Origin of the sequence: Paraburkholderia caribensis, assembly GCF_002902945.1 — a bacterium.
Taxonomy (GTDB): Bacteria; Pseudomonadota; Gammaproteobacteria; order Burkholderiales; family Burkholderiaceae; genus Paraburkholderia; species Paraburkholderia caribensis.
Window position 1 is genome coordinate 753,722 of record NZ_CP026102.1, and the last position, 21,823, is coordinate 775,544.

Annotated in this window: 22 protein-coding genes; 17 read left to right on the forward strand and 5 right to left on the reverse strand. The window is 65.2% G+C overall.

The genetic code is table 11. The annotated features are described in order from the left end of the window. The first annotated feature begins 68 nt into the window (after positions 1-68). The 3 genes from C2L66_RS19880 to C2L66_RS19890 all read left to right on the forward strand — a co-directional run bounded on the left by C2L66_RS19880 (position 69) and on the right by C2L66_RS19890 (position 3,628). Positions 69-1,469, forward strand: a complete 1,401-nt coding sequence (locus C2L66_RS19880; protein WP_233445013.1) for a M23 family metallopeptidase — start codon at positions 69-71, stop codon at positions 1,467-1,469. 293 nt (positions 1,470-1,762) lie between these two features. Next, on the forward strand, positions 1,763-3,184 hold the full coding sequence (locus C2L66_RS19885) for a DUF2252 domain-containing protein (RefSeq protein WP_054932546.1): 1,422 nt from the start codon (positions 1,763-1,765) through the stop codon (positions 3,182-3,184). Positions 3,185-3,376: 192 nt separating this feature from the next. Beyond that, positions 3,377-3,628, forward strand: a complete 252-nt coding sequence (locus tag C2L66_RS19890; protein WP_054932545.1) for a GlsB/YeaQ/YmgE family stress response membrane protein — start codon at positions 3,377-3,379, stop codon at positions 3,626-3,628. A gap of 31 nt (positions 3,629-3,659) precedes the next feature. On the opposite strand, the gene C2L66_RS19895 is transcribed toward C2L66_RS19890, so the two are convergent. Continuing rightward, a complete protein-coding gene (locus tag C2L66_RS19895) occupies positions 3,660-4,520 on the reverse strand; it encodes a polysaccharide deacetylase family protein (RefSeq protein ID WP_060606867.1) in 861 nt (286 codons plus the stop codon). Between the two features lie 272 nt (positions 4,521-4,792). Between C2L66_RS19895 and C2L66_RS19900 the strand changes: the two genes are divergently transcribed. The 10 genes from C2L66_RS19900 (at position 4,793) to C2L66_RS19945 (ending at position 13,617) form a co-directional block, all read left to right on the forward strand. Continuing rightward, complete coding sequence (locus C2L66_RS19900; RefSeq protein WP_060603538.1) at positions 4,793-5,668, forward strand: LysR family transcriptional regulator; 876 nt, start codon at positions 4,793-4,795, stop codon at positions 5,666-5,668. Between the two features lie 124 nt (positions 5,669-5,792). After that, positions 5,793-7,043, forward strand: a complete 1,251-nt coding sequence (locus C2L66_RS19905) for a D-amino acid dehydrogenase (RefSeq protein ID WP_060603535.1) — start codon at positions 5,793-5,795, stop codon at positions 7,041-7,043. A gap of 46 nt (positions 7,044-7,089) precedes the next feature. Further along, a complete protein-coding gene (locus C2L66_RS19910; RefSeq protein WP_167352372.1) occupies positions 7,090-7,986 on the forward strand; it encodes a glutamate/aspartate ABC transporter substrate-binding protein in 897 nt (298 codons plus the stop codon). Positions 7,987-8,035: 49 nt separating this feature from the next. Then, the gene (locus C2L66_RS19915; protein ID WP_060603531.1) at positions 8,036-8,812 is read left to right on the forward strand and encodes an SDR family oxidoreductase; all 777 of its coding nucleotides are present in this window, start codon (positions 8,036-8,038) and stop codon (positions 8,810-8,812) included. An 89-nt stretch (positions 8,813-8,901) separates the two neighbouring features. Beyond that, positions 8,902-9,111 (forward strand): oxidoreductase-like domain-containing protein, encoded by a 210-nt coding sequence (locus C2L66_RS19920; protein ID WP_060603528.1) that lies wholly within the window; start codon positions 8,902-8,904, stop codon positions 9,109-9,111. Between the two features lie 55 nt (positions 9,112-9,166). After that, positions 9,167-10,012, forward strand: a complete 846-nt coding sequence (locus C2L66_RS19925) for an NAD-dependent protein deacetylase (protein WP_054932540.1) — start codon at positions 9,167-9,169, stop codon at positions 10,010-10,012. Between the two features lie 47 nt (positions 10,013-10,059). After that, positions 10,060-10,665, forward strand: a complete 606-nt coding sequence (locus tag C2L66_RS19930; protein ID WP_054932539.1) for a pyridoxamine 5'-phosphate oxidase family protein — start codon at positions 10,060-10,062, stop codon at positions 10,663-10,665. A 10-nt stretch (positions 10,666-10,675) separates the two neighbouring features. Beyond that, entirely contained in the window at positions 10,676-11,290 is a 615-nt protein-coding gene (locus tag C2L66_RS19935) for a DUF938 domain-containing protein (RefSeq protein WP_060603526.1), read from the forward strand. A gap of 288 nt (positions 11,291-11,578) precedes the next feature. Beyond that, complete coding sequence (gene gndA, locus C2L66_RS19940; RefSeq protein ID WP_060603523.1) at positions 11,579-12,988, forward strand: NADP-dependent phosphogluconate dehydrogenase; 1,410 nt, start codon at positions 11,579-11,581, stop codon at positions 12,986-12,988. 317 nt (positions 12,989-13,305) lie between these two features. Continuing rightward, complete coding sequence (locus tag C2L66_RS19945; RefSeq protein WP_060603519.1) at positions 13,306-13,617, forward strand: DUF4148 domain-containing protein; 312 nt, start codon at positions 13,306-13,308, stop codon at positions 13,615-13,617. A 160-nt stretch (positions 13,618-13,777) separates the two neighbouring features. On the opposite strand, the gene C2L66_RS19950 is transcribed toward C2L66_RS19945, so the two are convergent. Next, a complete protein-coding gene (locus tag C2L66_RS19950) occupies positions 13,778-14,527 on the reverse strand; it encodes a DUF2968 domain-containing protein (protein WP_060603516.1) in 750 nt (249 codons plus the stop codon). Between the two features lie 55 nt (positions 14,528-14,582). Beyond that, positions 14,583-14,903 carry a hypothetical protein gene (locus C2L66_RS19955; RefSeq protein WP_054932535.1) on the reverse strand — a complete coding sequence of 107 codons (321 nt, stop codon included), beginning with the start codon at positions 14,901-14,903 and terminating at the stop codon, positions 14,583-14,585. Positions 14,904-15,145: 242 nt separating this feature from the next. Between C2L66_RS19955 and C2L66_RS19960 the strand changes: the two genes are divergently transcribed. The 3 genes from C2L66_RS19960 to C2L66_RS19970 all read left to right on the forward strand — a co-directional run bounded on the left by C2L66_RS19960 (position 15,146) and on the right by C2L66_RS19970 (position 16,900). Beyond that, positions 15,146-15,457: a cupin domain-containing protein gene (locus C2L66_RS19960; protein ID WP_060603513.1), complete on the forward strand. Its 312-nt coding sequence runs from the start codon at positions 15,146-15,148 to the stop codon at positions 15,455-15,457. A 253-nt stretch (positions 15,458-15,710) separates the two neighbouring features. Continuing rightward, positions 15,711-16,451 (forward strand): peptidoglycan DD-metalloendopeptidase family protein, encoded by a 741-nt coding sequence (locus C2L66_RS19965; RefSeq protein WP_054932534.1) that lies wholly within the window; start codon positions 15,711-15,713, stop codon positions 16,449-16,451. A gap of 200 nt (positions 16,452-16,651) precedes the next feature. Beyond that, positions 16,652-16,900 (forward strand): hypothetical protein, encoded by a 249-nt coding sequence (locus C2L66_RS19970; protein ID WP_054932533.1) that lies wholly within the window; start codon positions 16,652-16,654, stop codon positions 16,898-16,900. Between the two features lie 261 nt (positions 16,901-17,161). Here the strand turns inward: C2L66_RS19970 and C2L66_RS19975 are convergent, their stop codons facing one another. Both C2L66_RS19975 and C2L66_RS40720 read right to left on the reverse strand, forming a co-directional pair. Next, positions 17,162-18,805: an NRAMP family divalent metal transporter gene (locus C2L66_RS19975; RefSeq protein ID WP_060603509.1), complete on the reverse strand. Its 1,644-nt coding sequence runs from the start codon at positions 18,803-18,805 to the stop codon at positions 17,162-17,164. 42 nt (positions 18,806-18,847) lie between these two features. Then, on the reverse strand, positions 18,848-19,009 hold the full coding sequence (locus C2L66_RS40720; protein ID WP_156516674.1) for a hypothetical protein: 162 nt from the start codon (positions 19,007-19,009) through the stop codon (positions 18,848-18,850). A 799-nt stretch (positions 19,010-19,808) separates the two neighbouring features. Here C2L66_RS40720 and C2L66_RS19985 point away from each other — a divergent pair. After that, a complete protein-coding gene (locus tag C2L66_RS19985) occupies positions 19,809-21,731 on the forward strand; it encodes a potassium transporter Kup (protein WP_060603506.1) in 1,923 nt (640 codons plus the stop codon). Positions 21,732-21,823: the final 92 nt, after the last annotated feature.

The window sequence follows — 21,823 nt, forward strand, 5'->3', positions numbered from 1 at the left end:
TGATTCCAACGCGAGAACCTGACGTGAAACATCTGCGATCATTCCTCGCGCGCAGGCAGGGCATCTCTATGGCAGCGGTTCGTCCGCTGTCCGTCAAACGCAAGGCGCTTTCGAGCGCGGCCGCTTTTTCGGCATTGTGGATCGGTGCTTCCGTCGTGCCTGGCACGTCCACCGCCGTGGCCGCCCCGAAGGCACACAAGCATGGTTTCGCTCACAAGCAGCGGCGCCATCATGCACTTGCACAAGAGATGACATTGCCGGGCGCGCAACCCGCCACTTCGTTCAATGCCGCAGGACCTTCGGCGCGCGACGCCGATCGCGCGCTGGCCGAATCCATTGCCCAATCGGCCGACGATGCATCGCCGGCGCCTGCCGCCGCTCACCCGGGCGACCCGGCCACGCTCGCGCCCGCATACTCGACGGCCTCGATCAACGTGCGGATGCCGTCGAACGAACTGGTGCTCGGCACGGTCTGCGCCACCACGCCGACGATGTGCGTACCCGTTGCGCATGATCGCTCCGACGATGGTCACGAATGGTCGGGCCGCGTGACGCCCGAAGGCGCATCGGGCGATGTTGCACGGGCGACGACGCCATTCGGCGACGCCGCCGGTTTCGGCATGAGCCACGATGAGCTTCGCTCGAGCGCCGGCCCGATCAGCACCACGCTGCGCGAGTCGCTCGCACAAGCGGGTTTTCCGGCGACGGTCGTTGCGCAAATCGGCGGGATCTTTGCTGGCCGCGTGGATGTCGATGCGCCTGCGCAGGCGGGCGACGAATACCGGATCGTGATGGACGCAATGAGCGAATCGGGTGCATCGCGCATTGCTTCGCTAGAAGTCCGCCTGAACGGCCGCACCTACGACGCCCTCTGGTTCACCGCGCCGGGCGCGTCGCAAGGCGCGTACTACACGCTCGACGGCGGCCTGATCGCGAGCGAGCCGTTCGCGATGCCGCTCGACTACCGGCGCGTGAGTTCGCCGTTCGGCATGCGCATCCATCCCGTCTTCGGCGAGCCGCGCTTTCACACGGGCGTCGATCTGACCGCGCCCGCCGGCACACCGATCTACGCGGCAGCCGCGGGCACCGTCGAGACGGCGGTCAACGGCCATGGCTACGGCAAGCACATCGTTTTGCGTCATGACGACGGTTATTCGACCTACTACGCGCATCTGTCGCTGTTCGCGGGCGCGCTGAAGGCCGGTCAGCGTATCGAGCAGGGACAGCTGATCGGCTATGTCGGCCGCACGGGCACGGCAACCGGGCCGCACCTGCACTTCGAAGTGCGCAAGGACGACCATCCCGTCGATCCGCTGACGCTCACTGCGCGTCAGTTCGTCGCGCCGCTGTCGGGCGCCGCGCGCGTCGCCTTCAACGAGCGCGTCGAGGCTGCCCGCACGAGCCTTGCGGCGCTGCCGTCGCCGGCTGTGCGGATTGCCCTGATTCTCCAGCCGCCGCGCTTCTTCTGACGCGGCAATGCGCTGGCGCGCCCTGCGCCAGCGTTTCTTCCCTCTCATCGGTGCAGGTGCCGTGGCCCTTCTGCGGCGCACGGACTTGCGCACCCGTGCGCCGCAGGATTTAATACAGTCGATCCGATAGACGTTTGCGGTCCGGCACCCTTTGCGCGGATCGGCTGCACCGGCGCCGCGCCTCGAACGATCCATCCACGCCAGCCCGAAGCGGTCGCAGTCGCGACACGCCCCGGCGGCACGCGGTTGCAGTGCGCCCCGATGCAAGCTGTTTCACAAGAACGGAGAAAAGCATGAAGGCCAGCACCATCGCGGAACGGGAAGCCAGCGGGCGCGCGGCCCGCGAACACGCAAAACGCTCCAGTCACCGCGCCATCGGCCATATGCACCGCAATCCCGTCGATCTGCTGCGGCAAAGCAGCGAAGGCCGCGTCGAGCGTCTCGTGCCGCTGCGTTACGGGCGCATGGCCGTGTCGCCGTTCACCTTCTATCGCGGCAGCGCGATCCTGCAGGCGCACGATCTCAGCATGACGCCGCACACGCCGCTGACGCTGCCCATTTGCGGCGATGCGCATCTGCTGAATTTCGGCGGCTTCGCGACACCCGAGCGTCAGCTGATCTTCGATCTGAACGATTTCGACGAAGTATCCACCGCACCGTTCGAATGGGACCTGAAGCGGCTCGTCGCGAGCTTCGTGGTCGCCGCGCGGCACATGCGCTTCAGCAGCGGCGCCGCCTACGATCTGGTGATGACGGCCGCCAACCAGTATCGCGACCGCATGGCGCAGTACGCCGGATGCGGCGCGCTGGAGCTGTGGTACGAACGCATCACGTTCGATCGCATGGTCGATATGGCGGTGAACGCGGAGAATCGCCGGCTGATCCGTCGAGGGATGGAAAAGGCGGCCACCCGCACGCACGAAAGCATGCTCGACAAGCTGTGCGAGCGCGAAGGCGACCGCTACGTGATGCGCGACATGGCGCCCAGCCTGTTCCACGTGCACGGCTCGGGCACATTGTTCGATGCCGAGGACGACTGGTTCCGGATCGGCGACTGGCGCAAGCTGATGCACGATACCTACGAAGGCTATCTCAAGACGCTCAACGAAGATCGGCGCGAGCTGCTGGAGCAGTTCGTGCCGCACGATCTCGCATTCAAGGTGGTCGGCGTCGGCAGTGTCGGCACGCGCTGTCTCGTGCTGCTCACCGTCGATCCCCTCGGCAAGCCGCTCTTTCTGCAGATCAAGGAGGCGCGGCGCTCGGTGATCGCGCAGCATTTCAAGGCGGGGCCGCGCAAGTCCGAGCCGAAGCACGAGGGCGAGCGCGTCGTGCTGGGCCAGCGCATGCTGCAGGCAGCTAGCGATATCTTTCTCGGCTGGTCGACGGGTCCGGCGGGCCGGCATTTCTACTTCCGGCAATTGCGCGACATGAAGCTGACGCCGAGCGTCGATCTGTTCGACGTCGACCAGTTGAACGGCTATGCGCGGCTATGCGGCTGGGCGCTGGCGCGCGCGCACGCGAAGGCGGGCGGCAAGGCGATCGAGATCAGCGCGTATATTGGACGCAGCGACCAGTTCGCGGAAGCGCTCGCCGGGTATGCGGCGGCGTATGCGGATCAAGTCGAGCGGGATTATGACGTGTTCATGAAAGCGTGCCGAAGCGGCGAACTCGAGGCGCGCACCGACGAGGACATGGCCGCCGATTTCCGCATTTGACGGAGATTGGGCGTCCGGCGTTGGCGCTGGAATCCCGCCGACGATGGCGCGCGTTCGCCAGCCTGTGTCCGATGGCGCGCGTCCCGAAACGGTACAGTCGCGGCATGCGACGGGAAAAGGGGCAGGGGCCGCATGTCGTCTGTAGCGAGCAGTAGCAGCGTACCGTGGTGCTAACTCTGATCGGAGGTTTGCATGCTTTCCCTCATTGGCACAATAGTCGTCGGGTTGATCGTCGGTCTGATTGCGCGCGCGCTCAAGCCGGGCGACGACAGCATGGGTTGGATCATGACGATCATTCTCGGCATTGCCGGCTCGCTGATCGCGGGCTATGTCGGGCGCGCGCTCGGCTGGTATCAGCCGGGGCAGGCGGCGGGCTGGATCGCGTCGATCATCGGCGCAATCGTCCTGCTCGTGATCTACCACCTGGTCCGGCGGCGCGCCTAGGCGTTCGACCTGCCGCGCGCGGCGCTGTCCGTCAGGCGTCGCGCGCCTCGCGCAGCGTCACGAAGCGCAGTCCGCGCGCACGCACGGTCTCGATCAGACGCGGCAGCACGTCGAGCACGACGGGCTGGCCCGACGCGTCCTTTGCTGCGCTCGCGTCGTGCAGAAGCAGGATGTCGCGCGCGGCGAGCCCATCGACGAGCCGTTCCAGCACGCGCTGCGGGTTGCGCTCGCGGGTGTCGAAGCCGCGCCGCGTCCAGGCGGCGAGCCGCAAGTCGAGCTTTTGCAGCACCGGCTCGAGAAATACGTTGCGCAGGCCGGCGGGCGCACGGAAAAACAGCGGGCGTTCGCCCGTCACCGCTTCGAGCGTGTGCTGCGCGGCGTCGATTTCCCGCGTCAGCCCGCGCGGCAGCGTGACCGAAAACGTGTGAACGTGGACCTGCGAGTGGTTCTCAACCGCGTGTCCGCGCACGACGATCTCGCGCATCAGCGCCGGATGACGCTGCGCACGCGCGCCGATGCAGAAGAACGTCGCGCGTACGCCGTGCGCGTCGAGCAGGTCGAGCACTTGCGGCGTGACGACCGGGTCGGGGCCGTCGTCGATCGTCAGCGCGACGGCGTCGGCGTTGCGTGCCGTGTCGGGCAGGCGCGTCCAGTTCGGGCCGAGCAGCGACGAGCGCGGCCACAAGCCGATCGTCACGACGACCATATGACTCGCCAAGATGCCGGCGAGCCACCACGGCCAGGCGATGGGCGTGAGCGCCCAGCCCGCGAGCATCGCGGCGTGCCACGCGATCGTGGCGTTGAACATCGGCGGATTGCCCGTGCGGGGCCAGCGGCGCGCGGGCGCGGCACTAGCGGCGGCGCCCGGCAGCGGCGGATTCGGTTGATTCATGATGCGTTCGGTCTGCTGGATTCCGTTTCGTCGTACCAGCAGGACAGTCGTGATGCTCGTCAAACGCGAACGATACCATTCGCGCGCGTCCCGTCTCGAAATTGGCAGGGTTGGAAAGAGATTTCGGGCGGCGGGCTCGAAGTATCGACGCAAAGGGGCACGACGGAACGGAACCGTAACGGAACCGTAACGGACCCGCAACGGCACCGTAACAGACCCGGAGCCAGTATCCTTACCCCCTTTCCACCGACCCGCCGCCCCGAATCCGCGCCATGCGCCTGCGCCACATCGAAGTTTTCCACGCCATCATGCGCACGGGCTCGCTGTCGAAAGCAGCCGAGCTGCTTTGCGTTTCGCAGCCCGCCGTCAGCAAGGTGCTCGCGCACGCGGAGCGTAGCACCGGCCTCACGCTGTTCAACCGCGTGCACGGCCGCCTTCAGCCGACGCGCGAGGCCGAGCTGCTGTTTTCCGAAACGCAGAAGCTGCAGGTCAATCTCGACAGCATCCGCGATCTCGCTCGCAATCTCGCGCTGCAACCCGAAGGGCATTTGCGCGTTGGTTGTCTGCCGAGCCTGGGTCTGAGCCTGATTCCGCCTGCCGTCGAGGCGTTTCGCGCGGCTTATCCGCGGGTGTCGCTGCGAATACAGACGCGTCATACGGAGGAACTGCTGAACGCGCTGCTCACACGCGATCTCGATCTGGCCGTCGCGCTGAATCCGCCGGCGCGGCCGGGCATCGCGTCCGCCGAGCTGGGGCGCACGCCTGTCGTGTGCGTCGGCCCGCGCGATGAAGCCGCGGCCGACGCGCCAATGACGCTGCAAGCGTTCGTCGAAGGCGACTGGATCGGCATCGGCAATGCCGATCCGCTTGGCGAGATGATCGGCAATGCGCTGGAAGCACTGGGCCTCGACGGCCATGCGCCCGCCGTCGAGGCGCACACGTGGCACGTCGCCCGTGCGCTGGCCGCGCGCGGCATCGGCCATGCGCTGCTCGACGAGCTGACGGCGAAGAGCGGCGCGGAAGCCGTGACGGTGCGGCCGGTTACCCCGCCGTTGTCGGTCGGTGTGTTCGCCTTGTGGCGCGACGGCGGTCTGACGTCGCAGGCGGGCAGCGCGTTCGTCGACATGTTGCGCGCGCGTTTCGTATAGCCGCCGGCGGCGCGGCCCGTGCGCCCTTAACCGCAGGTTATGCAGCCGTGCATCTGGTCATTTGATACGCCGTTTTCGGCGCGCCACACTCGGCTGCCATGTCATCGCAAGGTAGTGAGCATTCATGCATGTCTGTGTCCTCGGAGCGGGCGTCGTCGGACTGACGACGGCCTGGAGCCTGGTCCGCGACGGCCACGACGTCACGATCGTCGAGGCGCGCGGCGGCGCGGCGCTGGAAGCGAGCTTCGCGAACGGCGGCCAGCTCAGCTACAGCTACGTCGCGCCGCTCGCCGATCCCGCCGTGCTGCCCAAGCTGCCCGCCTGGCTAGTGCAGCGCGACTCCGCGCTGCGCTTCATTCCGCGCCTGGACGTGCAGCAGTGGCGCTGGTGTGCCGCGTTTCTGCTCGCATGCCGCAGCCGCCGCGCGCGGCAGACGGCGCTCGAAATGCTGAGCCTCGGCGCGCTCAGCAAGGCGGCGCTGCATGAGATCGTCGAGCGCGAGTCGATTGCGTTCGACTACGTGCGCAATGGCAAGCTCGTCGTCTATCGCGACCCGCACGAGTTCGAGCGCGCGCGCCGCAAGATGGAACTGCTGGTCGCGGCGGGCTCGGATCAGCGTGCGCTCGACGGCCACGCGTGCGTCGCGCTCGAACCCGCGCTCGCGCACGCACAGCCGCTGATCGCGGGCGGCATCCATACGCCGTCGGAAGAAGCGGGCGATTGCCATCGCTTCGGCGTGGCGCTCGCGGATGCGCTGCAGCGGCGCCATCGCGTGACGATCCGCTACGAGACGCCCGTGAGCGAACTCGTCCACGCAGACGGGCGTATCGTCGCGGCGCGCACAGCGGCGGGCGATATCGAAGCCGATGCGTTCGTCGTCGCGCTCGGGCTGGGCAGCGTGCCGTTGCTCGATGCGCTTGGCGTGCGTCTGCCTGTGTATCCGCTGACGGGCTACAGCCTCACGATTCACCCCGCCGATCCGCTGCATACGCCGCACGTCAGCGTGACGGACCTGCATCGAAAGATCGTATATGCGCCGCTTGGCGGGCGTCTGCGGATTGCGGGCATGGTCGAGATCGCGGGCCTGAGCGATGCGCAGCGGGCAGGGCGCGTCGAACTGCTGAAGCGCCAGGCGCAGGAAATCTTCCCCGCTGCCGGCGACTACGCGAGCGCGCAGACCTGGTGCGGCCATCGTCCCGCCACGCCCGATTCGAAGCCGCTGATCGGCAGAACGCCGTACGGCAACCTCTGGCTCAACACGGGCCACGGCGCGCTGGGCTTCACGCTCGCGTGCGGCAGCGCGCGGGTGATCGCGGATATGATTGCGGGCCGCGCGCCGTCCGTCGATGTCGATGCCTACGCATACGACCGCTGATTTCGTTGCACACACATCCATAACAGGAGACACCATGAAAAAAACGATGATGAAGCATGCAACGCTCGCGGCACTGATCGCGGCCACTCTCGCCGGCGGCAATGCGCGGGCGCAGGACTCGAGTGCGACCTTGAAGAAGATCCGCGAAACGGGCGCGATTTCGCTCGGCGTGCGCGAATCGTCAGTGCCGTTCTCGTACTACGACGAACAGCAGCATGTGATCGGCTACTCGCAGGCGATCGCGTTGAAGATCGTCGACGAGGTGAAGAAAGAGCTGAAGATGCCGGACCTGAAGGTTCGCGAGATTCCCATCACGTCGCAGAACCGCATCCCGCTCGTGCAGAACGGCACGATCGATATCGAATGCGGCTCGACCACGCATACGAAAGAGCGCGACAACCAGGCCGCGTTCTCGAACAGCTTTTTCCAGTACGGCGTGCGCATGATCGTGAAGAAGGACTCGGGCGTGAAAGACTTCGGCGATCTCGCCAACAAGACGGTCGTGACGACGGCGGGCACGTCGGAAGAGCGTCTGCTGCGGCAGATGAACGCCGAGAAGTCGATGAACATGCGCCTCATCAGCGCGAAGGATCACGCCGAGTCGTTCCTCAACGTCAAGACGGGACGCGCCGTCGCGTTCGTGATGGATGACCCGCTGCTGTACGGCGCGAAAGCGAAAGAGGCGAACGCCGACGACTACGTGATCACGGGCACCTCGCCGATGTCCGAAGTGTATGGCTGCATGTTCCGCAAGGACGATCCGGGCTTCAAGAAACTGGTCGACGGTGTGATCGCGCGCTTGCAAACTTCCGGCGAAGCGGCGAACCTTTATCAGAAGTGGTTCACGCAACCCATTCCGCCGAAGGGCATCAACCTGAACTACCCGTTGTCGGCGGAGATGAAACAGCTGTTCGCGAAGCCGAACGACCGCGCGCTCGATTGACGGGCCTGCGTCGCGCTGCATCGCGGGCCGCACGACCTGGAGAGACGGTGTGACGCAGACAGCAGAGACAACGCAAGCAGACAAAGTGGCGCTGGTGACGGGCGCGGGCAGCGGCATCGGCAAGGCGACGGCGCTCAAGCTGCTTGCCAGCGGCTATAGCGTCGTGCTGACGGGGCGCAGGCAGGCCCCGCTCGATGCGCTCGCAACCGATGCACAGGCACGCGGCCAGGACGCTCTCGCCGTCGCCTGCGACGTGACGGATGCCGCGAGCGTCGCCGCGCTGTTCGACACGATCCGGCTGCGCTACGGGCGGCTCGACGTGCTGTTCAACAACGCGGGCCGCAATGCGCCGCCCGTCGAAATCGACCAGATCGAACTCGACGACTGGCGTTCCGTCGTCGATACCAATCTCACGGGCGTGTTCCTGTGCACGCGCGCGGCCTTCGCGATGATGAAGGCGCAAACGCCGCGCGGCGGCCGCATCATCAACAACGGCTCGATCTCCGCGCATGCGCCGCGGCCGCACAGCATCGCGTACACGGCGACCAAGCATGCGATCACGGGTCTCACCAAGTCGGTCTCGCTCGATGGCCGGCCGTACGACATCGTGTGCGGCCAGATCGACATCGGCAACGCCGCGACGGAAATGGCCGAGCGGATGGCGCGCGGCGTGCCGCAGGCCAACGGCACGATCGCCGTCGAGCCGCTGATGAACGTCGAACATGTCGCCGATGCCGTGCTGCATATGGCGAACCTGCCGCTGTCGGCGAACGTGCAGTTCATGACGATCATGGCGAGCAAGATGCCGTTCGTCGGCCGCGGATGACCCGCCTGTGACGCAACGCGGAGCGGGCACTCGACGTATACTTGACGCTTCCCGAACCACTGGAAGCAGATGTGACTGCAGACGAGGCCATGCACCCGGGGGCGCCGGCCGCCGCCGATCCGCGCCCCACGCCGCCCACGCGGCCCGACCCCAGCGAATGCTGCAATAGCGGCTGCGATCCGTGCGTGTTCGATCTGTACGCGGAAGAGGTCACGCGGTATCGCGCGGCGCTGGCGGCGTGGGAAGCGCGGCACGCGCAGCCGGTTGAGCACGAAGGCGAGCCGGGCAAGAAGCGCTGAGCGTTCGCCTGTTGACCCGTTTGCAACCACTCTCTCGCGCCGCTTCATCGACTCTATGTCCACGCTGATCGAACCTCACGCGCTTGCCGCTTTACATGACTTCGTCGAACGCCATCCGCGGCTTTTCGTGCTGACGGGCGCAGGCATCAGCACCGATTCCGGCATTCCCGGCTATCGCGACGAAAACGGCGAATGGAAGCGCTCGCCGCCCATCACGTTGCAGGAGTTTCTTGGCTCCGTCGCGTCGCGCCAGCGTTACTGGGCGCGCAGCACGGTCGGCTGGCCGGTGGTCGCGAAGGCCGCGCCGAATGCCGCGCATCACGCGCTCGCGCGGCTCGAAGCGGCCGGACACGTCGGCGCGCTCGTGACGCAGAACGTCGACGGGCTGCATCAGCGCGCGGGCAGCAGCGACGTGATCGAACTGCATGGCAGTATCGGCGCAGTGACGTGTCTCGATTGCAATTCGCATCACACGCGCGCGTCGATCCAGCAAACCCTGATCAACGCGAACCCCGCGCTGCTCGATGTGATTGCCGAACCGGCCGCCGACGGCGACGCGCATCTCGAATGGCACGACCTTGGCTCGTTCCGCATTCCGGCGTGTCCGCACTGCGGCGGGCTGCTCAAGCCCGATGTCGTGTTCTTCGGCGAGAACGTGCCGAAGGCGCGCGTCGAGGCGGCCACGCGCGCGCTCGATGCCGCCGACGCGATGCTCGTGGTCGGCTCGTCGCTGATGGTGTATTCGGGCTACCGTTTCTGCGTGTGGGCGCAGAAGATGGGCAAGCCGGTCGCCGCGATCAACCTCGGGCGCACGCGCGCAGATGCGCTGCTGTCGCTGAAGATGGAAGCGCCATGCGGCGATGCGCTCGCCGCGCTCGCGGGGCGTCTCGCGGCCGGCTGATGCACGCCCGTGCCCGCCAGCTTCATGTCAATTCACAAGGACCGCCGATGCTCACGTCGATAGAAGAACTGGAAGCGCTGTACGGGCAGCCGCACGAGCGCTCGATACGCAAGGAGATTCCGTACGTCAACGACTGCTATCGCGCGTTCATCGAGCAATCGCCGTTCATCGTGCTGGCCACGGCGGGCCCCGAAGGACTCGACTGCTCGCCGCGTGGCGATGCGCCCGGCTTCGTGCGGCTGATCGACGAACGCACGCTCGCCATTCCCGACCGCGTCGGCAACAACCGTGTCGACAGTCTGCGCAACGTGATCGTCAATCCGCATGTGGGGCTGCTGTTCGTCGTGCCGGGTGTCGGCGAGACGCTGCGCGTCAATGGACGCGGGCGCGTATCAGCCGACCCGGCGCTGCTCGAGAGCTTCGCAGTCGATGGCAAGAGGCCGCGCACGGTGCTGATCGTCGATGTCGACGCGGTGTACTTTCATTGCTCGAAAGCGCTGGCCCGCTCGAAGCTGTGGGACCCGGCGCGCCACGTCGAGCGCTCGCGGCTGCCGAGCGCGGGCGACATGCACAAGCGCATTTTCGGTGAGACTTTCGACGCGCTCGCGTATGATCGCGACCTCGTTGAACGGATGCGAACCGGTCTCTACTGATTGAACCGCCATGACTATGCCTGATCTCAACCTGCGCCAGCACGCGCCTTCCGCCGAGCGCAACCGCGAGCCGATCCTCGCCGTGCTCGAACGCGTGCTGCCCGCGACGGGCACCGTGCTCGAAATCGCGAGCGGCACGGGCCAGCACGCCATCCACTTCGCGGCGGCGCTGCCGGATCTCGTCTGGCAGCCCAGCGACCTCGACGGCGAGGCGCGCGCGTCGATCGCCGCATGGACAGCCCATAGCGGGCTGACCAACGTGCGGCCGCCGCTCGCGATCGACGTGCGCGACGCGTCGTGGGGCATCGAAGCCGCCGCTGCGATCGTCTGCATCAACATGATCCATATCTCGCCGTGGGCGTCCGCGCAGGGGCTGATCGGCGGCGCGGGGCGGCTGCTGGGACCGGGCGGCGTGCTCTTTCTGTATGGGCCGTACCGGCGCGGCGGCGCGCATACGGCGCCGACCAACGCTGCGTTCGACGACCAGTTGCAACGCCGCAATCCCGCATGGGGCGTGCGCAACATGGAAGACGTGATGGCGCTGGCGGAGGCGGCGGGCTTCGATGCCGACGAGCCAATCGCGATGCCCGCCAACAACTTCAGCCTCGTGTTCAGGAAACGTTAGCGGGCACGGCGGGTCTGACGCTTCACCGTGTGCTCGACCCCTTGCCGTTGCACGACAAACGTTCCCGGCCCGTTTCGCGGACTAAGCTTGATAGAGCCCGCAGCGGGCCGCGAAAGCGCGGCGAAAGCCCGCATGCATCGGCCGTGCCGGACACGAACAGGACAGGCGGGGAGTACGCGAGCGTCATCCCGTCATTTCTTTTATCCTTTCATCCTCGACGCCGCGCCCTGATGGTGGGCGCAGCTTCACGACTTACCGCCGCGCTGCGGTGGAATCAGGAGAATTCACATGGGCAAACAGGCAATCGGCGTAGTGGGGCTGGCGGTGATGGGCCGGAATCTGGCGCTGAACATCGAAAGCCGCGGTCACGCGGTCTCCGTGTTCAACCGCACCCGCGAGAAAACCGACGAACTGATCGCGGAGTTTCCCGACCGTAAGCTGGTCCCGACTTTCACGCTGGAAGAATTCGTCAACTCGCTGGAAAAGCCGCGCCGCATCCTGATGATGGTGAAAGCGGGCGAAGGCACCGACGCGACGATTGCATTGCTGCAGCCGCTGCTGGAGAAGGGCGACATTCTGATCGACGGCGGCAACACGCATTTCACCGACACCATCCGCCGCAATCAGGAACTGGCGAAGTCCGGCTTGCACTTCATCGGCACAGGCGTGTCGGGTGGCGAAGAGGGCGCGCTCAAGGGCCCGTCGATCATGCCGGGCGGCCAGCGCGAAGCGTATGACCTGGTCGCCCCGATCCTCACCGAAATCGCGGCGAAGGCGCCGGACGGCGAGCCGTGCGTCGCGTACATGGGCCCCGACGGCGCGGGTCATTTCGTGAAGATGGTGCACAACGGCATCGAATACGGCGACATGCAGCTGATCGCCGAAAGCTACTCGGTGCTCAAGCAGGTGGTCGGGCTGTCGAACCAGGAACTGGGCGCTGTCTACACGGAGTGGAACAAGGGCGAGCTGGACAGCTACCTGATCGAAATCACGTCGAAGATCTTCGACAAGAAGGACGAGGAAACGGGCAAGGACCTCGTCGACGTCATCATGGACCGCGCCGCGCAGAAGGGCACGGGCAAGTGGACGAGCCAGAACGCGCTCGACCTCGGCGCGCCGCTGCCGCTGATCACGGAGGCTGTGTTCGCGCGCGTGCTGTCGTCGTTGAAGGATCAGCGCGTGGCAGCCAGCAAGGTGCTCGAAGGGCCCGTGGCCAAGCCGTTCTCGGGCGACCGCGCCGGGTTCATCGAAGCCGTGCGCCGCGCGTTGTACTTCAGCAAGGTGATTTCGTACGCACAGGGCTTCGCGCAACTGCGCGCGGCGTCGGACGAATACAAGTGGGATCTGGACTACGGCACTATTGCGAAGATTTTCCGCGCCGGCTGTATCATCCGCGCCCGCTTCCTGCAGAAAATCACCGACGCCTACTCGAAAGACAAGCAGATCGCCAACCTGCTGCTCGATCCGTATTTCCGCGACATCGCGGCGAACTACCAGGGGGCGCTGCGCGACGTCGTGATTGCCGCGACGTCGGCGGGCGTGCCCGTGCCGGCGTTTTCGTCGGCGATCGCGTATTTCGACGGCTACCGCTCGGCGCGTCTGCCCGCCAACCTCGTGCAGGCGCAACGCGACTTCTTCGGCGCGCACACGTTCGAGCGCCTGGACAAGCCGGGCAGCTTCCACGCGAACTGGTCCTGAGCGGGACGGGCTTTGTTCGCGCAGTAAAGCGCGGATCGCTCTGAGTTCAAACGCCCCGGCGCCTCACGGCGCCGGGGCGTTTGCCTTTGCGCCGCTGATTGTTTCAATCAGTGCACACTTTTTGGAACACAGTGTTGCAATTATATGATCTTAAAAAGTGGGCTGTGCGCTGAATTGGATGAATTATTTCAATATTCGCAACATAGTTTAGCGAGATAGGGGATTTCCCTAGGACGTTTCCTTCCATAGACTTGCATCAACGCTGACGGACACGACGTTCGCAGCGAATCCAAAAAACAAGTTCTCGGAGGTTGTCCATGAAAGCCCTGATTTCCGCAGTCGTTCTTGCCGCCGCTGTTGCCGCTCCCGTTGCAGCGTTTGCTCAATCGAGCCAGCAGCCGCTGACGCGCACCGAAGTTCGCGCCGATCTGGCCCGTCTGGAAAAGGCTGGCTACGATCCGCTGTCGGATCGCCAGAACTACCCGAACAACATCCAGGCCGCGGAAGCGCGTGTCCACGCAGAAGACGCCAACGCAAGCGGCTATGGCGTGCAGACCAACGGCACGTCGCAGGCAGGCCGCTCGCTGGCCGACGAGAAGGGCCCGCGTTCCGTGTTCTTCGGCAACTGATCGCCGGCGGAGCCGACACCGTCGCCAGATCGACGGCGCCCGTTGGGGTCCGCGAGCCCCAATCGACACGCGCAGGTAAAAAAACGCCGCCCAAGGTAAAACCGGGGCGGCGTTTTTTTTGCGTCCGACGCGGGCGAAACCCGTCGGGCAGCGCGTCGCCTTACCGCGGCATATGCGGAATCGACTCGTTGTTCGCGACGTTCAACTGATGCACCTGCCGATGCACCTTGTTCAACTGCGCCTGCGCGGCCGTGCGTTGCGCCTCGAGTTGCGCGAGGTCCTTGCGCAACTGATGCTGCCGGTTCGTCACCGCCTGATCCTGCTCGGTCGTGCGCTGCAAGCCCTGACGCAGCCGTTCCGCGTGCGCTTCGGATTCAGCGATGGCCCGCTTCATCTGCTCGTTCTGCGCTTCGAGTTGCAAGCGACGGGTCTCACCGTCGGAAAGCCGTGTCGCCTGATCCTGCATATGGTGGAACAGTTGCCTCGCCGTATTGATGTCGGTGGTACTCAACACGCGCCATAGACGGTCTTCCTGAAACAGTGCGGCGAAGTATTTCATTTCTTTTGGGTAAAACAGCAGGCTGACCGAATAGTCAAAAGTGCGAAACGTGTGGAAGGTCGTGAGCTCGGCGTTGTCGATCATGCGTTCTACATCGGCTGCGTCGGCCAGTTGCACGGTGCGTCCGTTCGGCGCCGAGGGCGTGACCTGCACCGCATGCAGCGGCGTGACGGGACGCGGCGGCGGGCTGACCGGGCGCGCTTCGATGGTTGCGCCCGCATCGCTTTCGCTGGCGGGCAGGTCGTCGAGCCGTGCGGGTTCGGCTTGCGGGGCGTGCTGTGGCGGGAAGTGAAAGTGAGCCGCGGCGCCATTGCTGACAGCCGTGCGACGCATGTTCAGGAGATTTTTCACGTTCGATCCTCGGTAGGCGGCCGGGAAGCCATACCGCTTAAGGGTTGCGGGCGCATCAATGCAGCGTGCGTTGCCTGCGCGCGATATCGTCGAATAGTGCATGGCCTGGTTCCAGTGCGAAGAGCCACGACTGGTCGTATTCGCTGAGCGCTTCCAGCGCCTCGCGCAACTGTTCCAGGGCGACCGCGGGAATCTCGACGCTCGCTTCCACGCCGCTCGACAGGCGGCTCACGCTTGCCAGTTGCACGAGGGCATCGGCGGCCTCGGCGACGTCGACGGCGAAAACGAGATGCGCATTGAGCAGTTCGACCAGCGCAGGCGATGCAGTCATCTCGTCGACATTCAGTTGTACGGCAAGAAACAACGCCTTGTTCATGGAACCTCCTCGTCAGATGGAAACGCTGAAGTGGAATGAACCGTCTCGCCGCGCATCGCGCTTGCGGGCATGCGCATGTTTGTTGACCGCAGCAAGTTTCAGTATAGGCGAGCACTCCAGCTATGCAATGGCCCCGCAAGCCGCATGTATCGGTCTTGTCCAGCCATGTGAGCAAGACGCGTGCATGCGCGCGAGCGCCACTATAATGACCAATCCGACCCACGTCATTGCGCAACACCGACATGAAAATCGTCCGCAGCAGAACGTTCAAGGCAGAGCGTCCATGGGGCGCGCTCGATATCGCCAACATGAACGGCATCACCACGCGCCTTCACTGGACCGACCAGCCGTACAAATGGCACGTCAACGATGGCGAGGAAGTCTTCGCCGTGCTGGACGGGCGCGTGGAGATGCGCTACCGCGAAGCGGGCATCGAGCATTCCACCGTGCTGGAGACGGGCGATGTGTTTCACGCATCGGTCGGCACGGAACACGTTGCGCATCCAATCGGCGAGGCGCGCATTCTGGTGATCGAGTCCGAAGGCAGCGTATGACCCGTCGTTTTCGCTGATGGGGCGAAATTGATTGGGATTGCAGAAGGAATCATCGAGCAGGCCGAAGCAGCAGTGCGGACGAGTTGTGCGCCGGCGACTGGCGTGTCGGGGCCGTGCCATCCGCGCCTGTCCGCTCGTCATAATGTCGGCGGACAGTCGAGGCATAATATTTGCACTGCATATCCCGCTACACGTTCAAACGACGCGCGGCCCCTATGAGCCGCCGTCCCATACCGCGTCGAGGGCCACAAAAATGACAGTAAAACGGCAATACGTCGTCACGCAGGCGTTGGTCTCGCTAGCCGTCGCGAGCATGCTCGGTGCGTGCACCACGTACCCGTGGGAAGCGGCGCCGTCGCCGGCGCCCACATACCGGACTTCGGGCGGCGCGGCCGCCAGTGGCGTGCCGGCCGGGTTCTATCGCGTGAATCCGGGCGATACGCTGCAAAGCATCGCCGGCGCGTACGGCCAGCGCACCCAGGACATCGCGTCATGGAACGGTCTGACGTTGTCGTCGCCTGTTGCGCCTGGGCAGTTGCTGCGAGTCGGCCCGCCCGCCTATGCGCAGACCACGCCCGTGCCGACACCCGCGCCGACCACCACGCCCGTTCAGCCCGCGCCCGTTGCGCCCGCGCAGGTGACGCTCGCATGGCCGCTGCGCGGTCCGATCCTCAAGCCGTTCGTGCCGGGCAAGTCGAAGGGGATCGTGATCGGCGGGCGTCCGGGCGATCAGGTGCGAGCGGCCGCGACCGGGCGGGTCGTCTACGCGGGCACGCTCGAGGCCTACGGGCCGCTTGTCATCGTCAAGCACGACGATACGCTGATCACGGCGTACGGCCAGAACAGCCGGCTGCTGGTGCAAGAGGGCGATGCCGTCACGCAAGGCCAGCCGATCGGCGAAGTCGGCGTCGACAACAACGGCGTGCCGTCCATCCAGTTCGAAGTGCGCAAGGACGGCAAGCCTGTCGATCCGCTTGCGTGGCTGCCGCGCTGAATCGCATGGCGAGCCGGTGACGGACGCCCAACACCTCGACAGCCGACAGTTGGTCCGCAGCGTTCAGTTGGCTTCTCCAGTATCGATGAAAGGCCCGTGACAGCGGGCTGTGCCGCGTTTGGCATGGTGCGTGCAGCACGGCTATCGAGCGTGGCGTAGCGCGCGCGCTCGCCAACCTTGACCGTTACTGGAGACGCATCATGACTCACCTGCTTGTGAAAGACCTGTCGAGGGTCGACGAACTCGACCGCGAAACTGCCAAAGCCGTGCGTGGCGGCATGCTCACCGTTACCAAGCCGACGGAGCCGAGCCCGTGGCCGGGTTTCCCCGAGGCGCCGAAAATGCCCTGGCCGCCGATGCATCTACCCGTTCCGCCCGTGTATGCGGGCGGCGGGCCGGTCATCATGCCGTATCACGGCGACGTGCCGCCGGAAGTGCATCCGGTTTGATGGGCGCCTGCGTTCGGCCCAGCGAGGCGAGCCATCCCGTGTGGCTCGCCTCTTCTTGTTGACGGTGCGGGTGTGAGCGCGCGAACAGGAAGGGGCCGATCCACGTCCCATCAACCGCAATGCGACGCTCATGGCGTCATGCGCTGTCGCTTCGCATTGCGTCGGCAGATATCTGCCCGCGGACCGGCCGCCGATACTCTGTCACAACCGCCCAGGGCGGACTATCGGGATTCTTCGAAACTGGTGTGAGACTGTTCCGACTCACGTCAATGCAATCTGCACCACCTTCACGATCACGAGCGCGACGGCCACCACCAGATAGCCGCGCAGCGCACCCATCCAGATACGGCGCGAGAGCGTCATGATGGGCTTCGACAGTGTGTCGAGCGGCGGCGTGCGCCATGTTGCGCGTTCGGCTTTGCTGACGAACGGCGCGCCGTCCGTCATCGGTGCGCCCCGCAGCCGCCGCAGCGCTGTCGCCGCGACGAGCGCCACCACGGCGAGCAGCGTGCCGCCCGCGAGAATCTTGACGATCGCGTGTCCGCTGATGTCGGGATAGACGACAGACGCCGTGAGCACGATCGAGAGCAGCACCAGCGCCCACACCACACCGCCCGTGAACAGGTTCAGCCCTTTCGAGTTGACCCACGGCCCGAGCACCGCGCGGTCGTTGCACAGCAGAAGCAGGAATACGGTTGCGCTCGGCAGCAGCACGCCCGCGAGCGTCTGCACGGCTTCCGTCAGCAGACCGAGCGGGCTGCCCGGAATCAGCACGAGTCCTGCCGCCGCCGCCACGATGCCGAAGTACACGAGATAGAAACCCTTTGCATCGGCGACGCCGCGATGCAGCGAATGACGGATCTTGAACACGTCGCCGATCGCATAGGCCGTCGACAGCGACACGGCCGCCGCGCCGATGATGCACGCGTCGATCAGCGCGATCGCGAACAGCACCGCGGGCGTGCGGCCCGCATACCGTTCGAGGCCGGCGATCACGCCGCCCGCATCGGTGAACTGGCCGAACTCCGGCTTGCCGCCGAACAGCGCGGCGCTGAACGAGATCATCGCGATGGCGCCGATCAGCACGAACACGATGCCGATCCACAGGTCGGCCTTTTCGTACTTCATGAAGCGCGGCGTGATGCGCTTGTCGATCACGTAGCTCTGCTGGAAGAAGAGCTGCCACGGCGCGACCGTCGTGCCGACGATGCCGATCACCAGCAGCATCACGTCCGAGAGCCTCGCGTGCGCGGGCCATGCGGGAATGAACAGATGGTGCGTCATCTGCGAGACGGGCGGATGGATCGTCACGAGCACGGGCACGAGCAACAGGCTCAGCAGGCACAGCACGATCGCAAAGCGCTCGAAGCGTTTGAAGTCGCCGGTGCTGACGGCCGCCATCGTCAATGCGGCCGCGATACACACGCCCGCCACTTTCGATACGCCGAAGAAGTCGAGCACGAACGTAATGCCGATGAACTCGGTGACGATGGTCAACGCATTGAGGATGAACAGGTCGATGACGCTGAACGCGCCCCAGAACTTGCCGAAGCGCTCGAATATCAGGCGCGCATGACCGACGCCCGTGACGGCGCCCAGGCGCAGCACCATCTCCTGATTGACATACAGCACGGGCACGAGCAGCAGCAGCGTCCACAGCAGCGTGGTGCCGTAGTTCTGCCCGGCCTGCGTATAGGTGCCGAAGGCGCCCGCGTCGTTGTCGCCGACCATCACGATGAGGCCGGGTCCGACGATCGCAAGCAGCGTGCGCAAACGCGCGCCCCAGCTGTTGCGGGGCGCAGTGTCGTGATGCGCGATCGTACCGAGTGCGCCGCGGATATCGCCGACATGCGCGTCGTCGAGAACGGCGGGGCGCGTCGGCAGGGCTTGTGGTGGTGTTGCCATTGTTATTCTCCCTTGAACGGATATAGGTCGAATGATTTCCGTTTATGTGGCTTGCCGCTTGCGCAGGCGGGCGGCAATGCTGCTGAGCGTGCTGGCGAGCTTCGCGGCTACGTGGCGTCGCTCTTGATGCAGCGAAAGGAACGCGTCGTAGTGCGCGCGCGCTTCGCGGGTTTGCGGCAAGGTCGAAAGAAGCAGGAAGTACATATCGGTTCTCCGGCACGAGGGGCTCGTGCATGTGAGGCGGCAGGCGCGGGAGAATCGATGGAATCGAAAGCGGTCGGCTTGCCTGCCTCAGGTCGTTAAAGGCATGGCTGGGTTCAAAGGATGACTGTCACTGTCGGGCATGGCGGCTCCCGGTTCATTGAAAAAACGCATCGCGATTGGCGAAACGCACGTTGGCGAGATGCGTGGCTAACAGACAGGTAGACAGGTAGACAGGTCGAACTTTCGCCGCGCTGTTACGGCGGCGTTGAGCAGGCACGCGCGCGCCGGCGCAGGCACGCGAGCCGAAGCCGCACATGTCACGAAAGCGGCTGCGAATCGCGCGCGAACGCGCTGCGCCGGGTGCTGAACCCAACGACGCTAAACAGGATGCACGAGGAGGGAAACTGCGACGCGCACCGTCTGCCTGCTGGCTAGACGGCGGCTAGATGAGAAAGCGCGGACGTCTGCCGTTCAGGCGGCGAAACTGTTCGAAAACGTACTACTGCAACTGTCCAAGGCAACGCCCCTCAAATTTCAAGATAAGAGAATTCTATGCCCGCGCGCAAAGCCGAGTCAATGCACTTTCTTAAGCAGAACCGAAATATGCGGTGAAGCGCACGTCGGGTGTGGCGCGATGTCCACGCACGTTCGCTGCGCTTTTCGCGAGGCGCTTTCTATACTGGGATCAGCCGTCAGCACAACGGATCGCGCGTACTAAAGATCCGAAAGGTCCGACCATTCATCCGGCTTTCAGGTCGCTCAATAGCAGCTAACGACGAGGCGATCACTGGAGGGAGACATGAGCGTTTCAGCCACGCACCCCGGCTCGGGCGCGATCGGCGCGCCTGCGCCGCACAAACCGGCGCTCCGTTCGCTGGCGCTTGCCGCATTGGGCGTCGTCTATGGCGATATCGGCACGAGTCCGCTGTACACGCTGCAAACCGTGTTCGCGTCATCGGGCGGTTTGCCGCTGACGCCGTTGAACGTGATCGGCATCGTGTCGCTGATCTTCTGGTCGCTGACCGTCGTCGTGTCGCTCAAGTACGTGACGCTGATCCTGCGCGCGAACAATCACGGCGAGGGCGGCATCATGGCGCTGCTCGCGCTGGCCGCTTCGTCGGTGGTGGACCGGCCGCGCTTGCGTCATGTACTGCTGATCGTCGGCGTGATGGGCGCAGCGCTCTTTTACGGCGACAGCATCATCACGCCCGCCATCTCCGTGCTGAGCGCGGTGGAAGGGCTGGAAGTCGCCGCGCCCTTTCTGAAGACCTGCGTGATACCCGTGACGCTGGTCGCGCTCGTCACACTGTTCGTGATGCAGAAGCACGGCACGTCGGGAATCGGCGCGGTGTTCGGGCCGGTGATGGTGGTCTGGTTCGTGGTGCTGGCGGTGGTGGGCGTGACCAACGTGATTTCGGCACCCGCGATTCTCGCCGCGCTCGACCCGCTCGCCGGTCTCGCGTTCTGCCTGCGTCACGAGTGGCTGGCGTTCGTCGCGCTGGGGGCCGTCGTGCTGTCGCTGACGGGGGCGGAAGCGCTCTATGCCGACATGGGCCACTTCGGCGCGCGGCCGATCCGCATTACCTGGTTCGGCCTCGTGTTTCCGGCGCTCGCGCTGAACTATCTGGGGCAGGGCGCATTGCTGATCGCCGATCCGACCGCGCTGCAAAACCCGTTCTACCGGCTCTTTCCGCAATGGGCGCTGTATCCGATGATCGTGCTCGCGACGATCGCAACGGTCATTGCATCGCAAGCGGTGATCTCCGGCACCTACTCGATGACCAAGCAGGCGATGCAACTGGGCTTCCTGCCGCGCATGAACGTCGTCTACACGTCGGAGAAAGAGATCGGCCAGATCTACGTGCCCGGCATCAACTGGACGCTGCTCGCGGCCGTGGTGGCCGCCGTGCTCGGCTTCGGTTCGTCGACGGCGCTCGGCTCCGCGTACGGCATCGCGGTGACGGGCACGATGCTCATCACGACGCTCTTGACCTTCTTCGTCGTGCGCTACGCGTGGCACTACAACTGGCTGCTGTGCGTGTTCGCGACCGCATTCTTCTTCGTGATCGACGCGACGTTCTTCTCGGCGAATCTGCTGAAGATCGTCGAAGGCGGCTGGTTCCCGCTGATGATCGGCTTCGTGATGTTCACGATCATGGCGACATGGGGACGCGGCGGGGAGATCATGCGGGCCGAAGCGCGCGTGCACGCGGGCACGATGCCGCTCAAGGCGTATCTGGAGAAGCTGATCGCGTGTCAGCCGGTGCGCGTTCCCGGCACGGCGATCTTTCTCACGCCGAATCCGGACAGCGTGCCGCATGCGCTCGTCAACAACCTGATGCACAACCATGTCCTGCACGACCGCGTGGTGTTCCTCACCGTGAACAACGAGGAGATTCCGTGGGTCGACGAGCACGAGCGCGTCAGTCTGCGCACGGTCTGCGAAGGCTGTTATCAGATCACGATCCGCTACGGCTTCAAGGACGAAGTCGATCTGCCGAAGGCACTCGCAACCGCGAGCACGCTGGGTCTCGATTTCGATCCCTGCGCGGCGTCGTATTTCCTGAGCCGTGCGACCGTCGTGCCGACGCCGGGTGCCGGCATGGCGATGTGGCGCGAGCGTCTGTTCGCGGTGATGCTGCACAACGTTGGCAACGTGGCGGCGTATTTCAAGTTGCCCGCCAATCGCGTGATCGAGGTCGGCGCGCGGGTGGAGATATGAGGCGGCGAGGATGTCGGACGCGCTGCGGCGCGGCATGCGTTTGCATTCCCCAATTTGCCCGACCATACTGCGCGGGTGTCGCATTCTTCAGG

Bases quoted from the DNA above. Each gene is read 5' to 3' on its own strand.
- C2L66_RS19880 (WP_233445013.1), top strand. From the start codon at position 69: ATGGCAGCGGTTCGTCCGCTGTCCGTCAAACGCAAGGCGCTTTCGAGC.
- C2L66_RS19885 (WP_054932546.1), top strand. From the start codon at position 1,763: ATGAAGGCCAGCACCATCGCGGAACGGGAAGCCAGCGGGCGCGCGGCC.
- C2L66_RS19890 (WP_054932545.1), top strand. From the start codon at position 3,377: ATGCTTTCCCTCATTGGCACAATAGTCGTCGGGTTGATCGTCGGTCTG.
- C2L66_RS19895 (WP_060606867.1), bottom strand. From the start codon at position 4,520: ATGAATCAACCGAATCCGCCGCTGCCGGGCGCCGCCGCTAGTGCCGCG.
- C2L66_RS19900 (WP_060603538.1), top strand. From the start codon at position 4,793: ATGCGCCTGCGCCACATCGAAGTTTTCCACGCCATCATGCGCACGGGC.
- C2L66_RS19905 (WP_060603535.1), top strand. From the start codon at position 5,793: ATGCATGTCTGTGTCCTCGGAGCGGGCGTCGTCGGACTGACGACGGCC.
- C2L66_RS19910 (WP_167352372.1), top strand. From the start codon at position 7,090: ATGATGAAGCATGCAACGCTCGCGGCACTGATCGCGGCCACTCTCGCC.
- C2L66_RS19920 (WP_060603528.1), top strand. From the start codon at position 8,902: ATGCACCCGGGGGCGCCGGCCGCCGCCGATCCGCGCCCCACGCCGCCC.
- C2L66_RS19925 (WP_054932540.1), top strand. From the start codon at position 9,167: ATGTCCACGCTGATCGAACCTCACGCGCTTGCCGCTTTACATGACTTC.
- C2L66_RS19930 (WP_054932539.1), top strand. From the start codon at position 10,060: ATGCTCACGTCGATAGAAGAACTGGAAGCGCTGTACGGGCAGCCGCAC.
- C2L66_RS19935 (WP_060603526.1), top strand. From the start codon at position 10,676: ATGACTATGCCTGATCTCAACCTGCGCCAGCACGCGCCTTCCGCCGAG.
- gndA (WP_060603523.1), top strand. From the start codon at position 11,579: ATGGGCAAACAGGCAATCGGCGTAGTGGGGCTGGCGGTGATGGGCCGG.
- C2L66_RS19945 (WP_060603519.1), top strand. From the start codon at position 13,306: ATGAAAGCCCTGATTTCCGCAGTCGTTCTTGCCGCCGCTGTTGCCGCT.
- C2L66_RS19955 (WP_054932535.1), bottom strand. From the start codon at position 14,903: ATGAACAAGGCGTTGTTTCTTGCCGTACAACTGAATGTCGACGAGATG.
- C2L66_RS19960 (WP_060603513.1), top strand. From the start codon at position 15,146: ATGAAAATCGTCCGCAGCAGAACGTTCAAGGCAGAGCGTCCATGGGGC.
- C2L66_RS19965 (WP_054932534.1), top strand. From the start codon at position 15,711: ATGACAGTAAAACGGCAATACGTCGTCACGCAGGCGTTGGTCTCGCTA.
- C2L66_RS19970 (WP_054932533.1), top strand. From the start codon at position 16,652: ATGACTCACCTGCTTGTGAAAGACCTGTCGAGGGTCGACGAACTCGAC.
- C2L66_RS19975 (WP_060603509.1), bottom strand. From the start codon at position 18,805: ATGGCAACACCACCACAAGCCCTGCCGACGCGCCCCGCCGTTCTCGAC.
- C2L66_RS40720 (WP_156516674.1), bottom strand. From the start codon at position 19,009: ATGTACTTCCTGCTTCTTTCGACCTTGCCGCAAACCCGCGAAGCGCGC.
- C2L66_RS19985 (WP_060603506.1), top strand. From the start codon at position 19,809: ATGAGCGTTTCAGCCACGCACCCCGGCTCGGGCGCGATCGGCGCGCCT.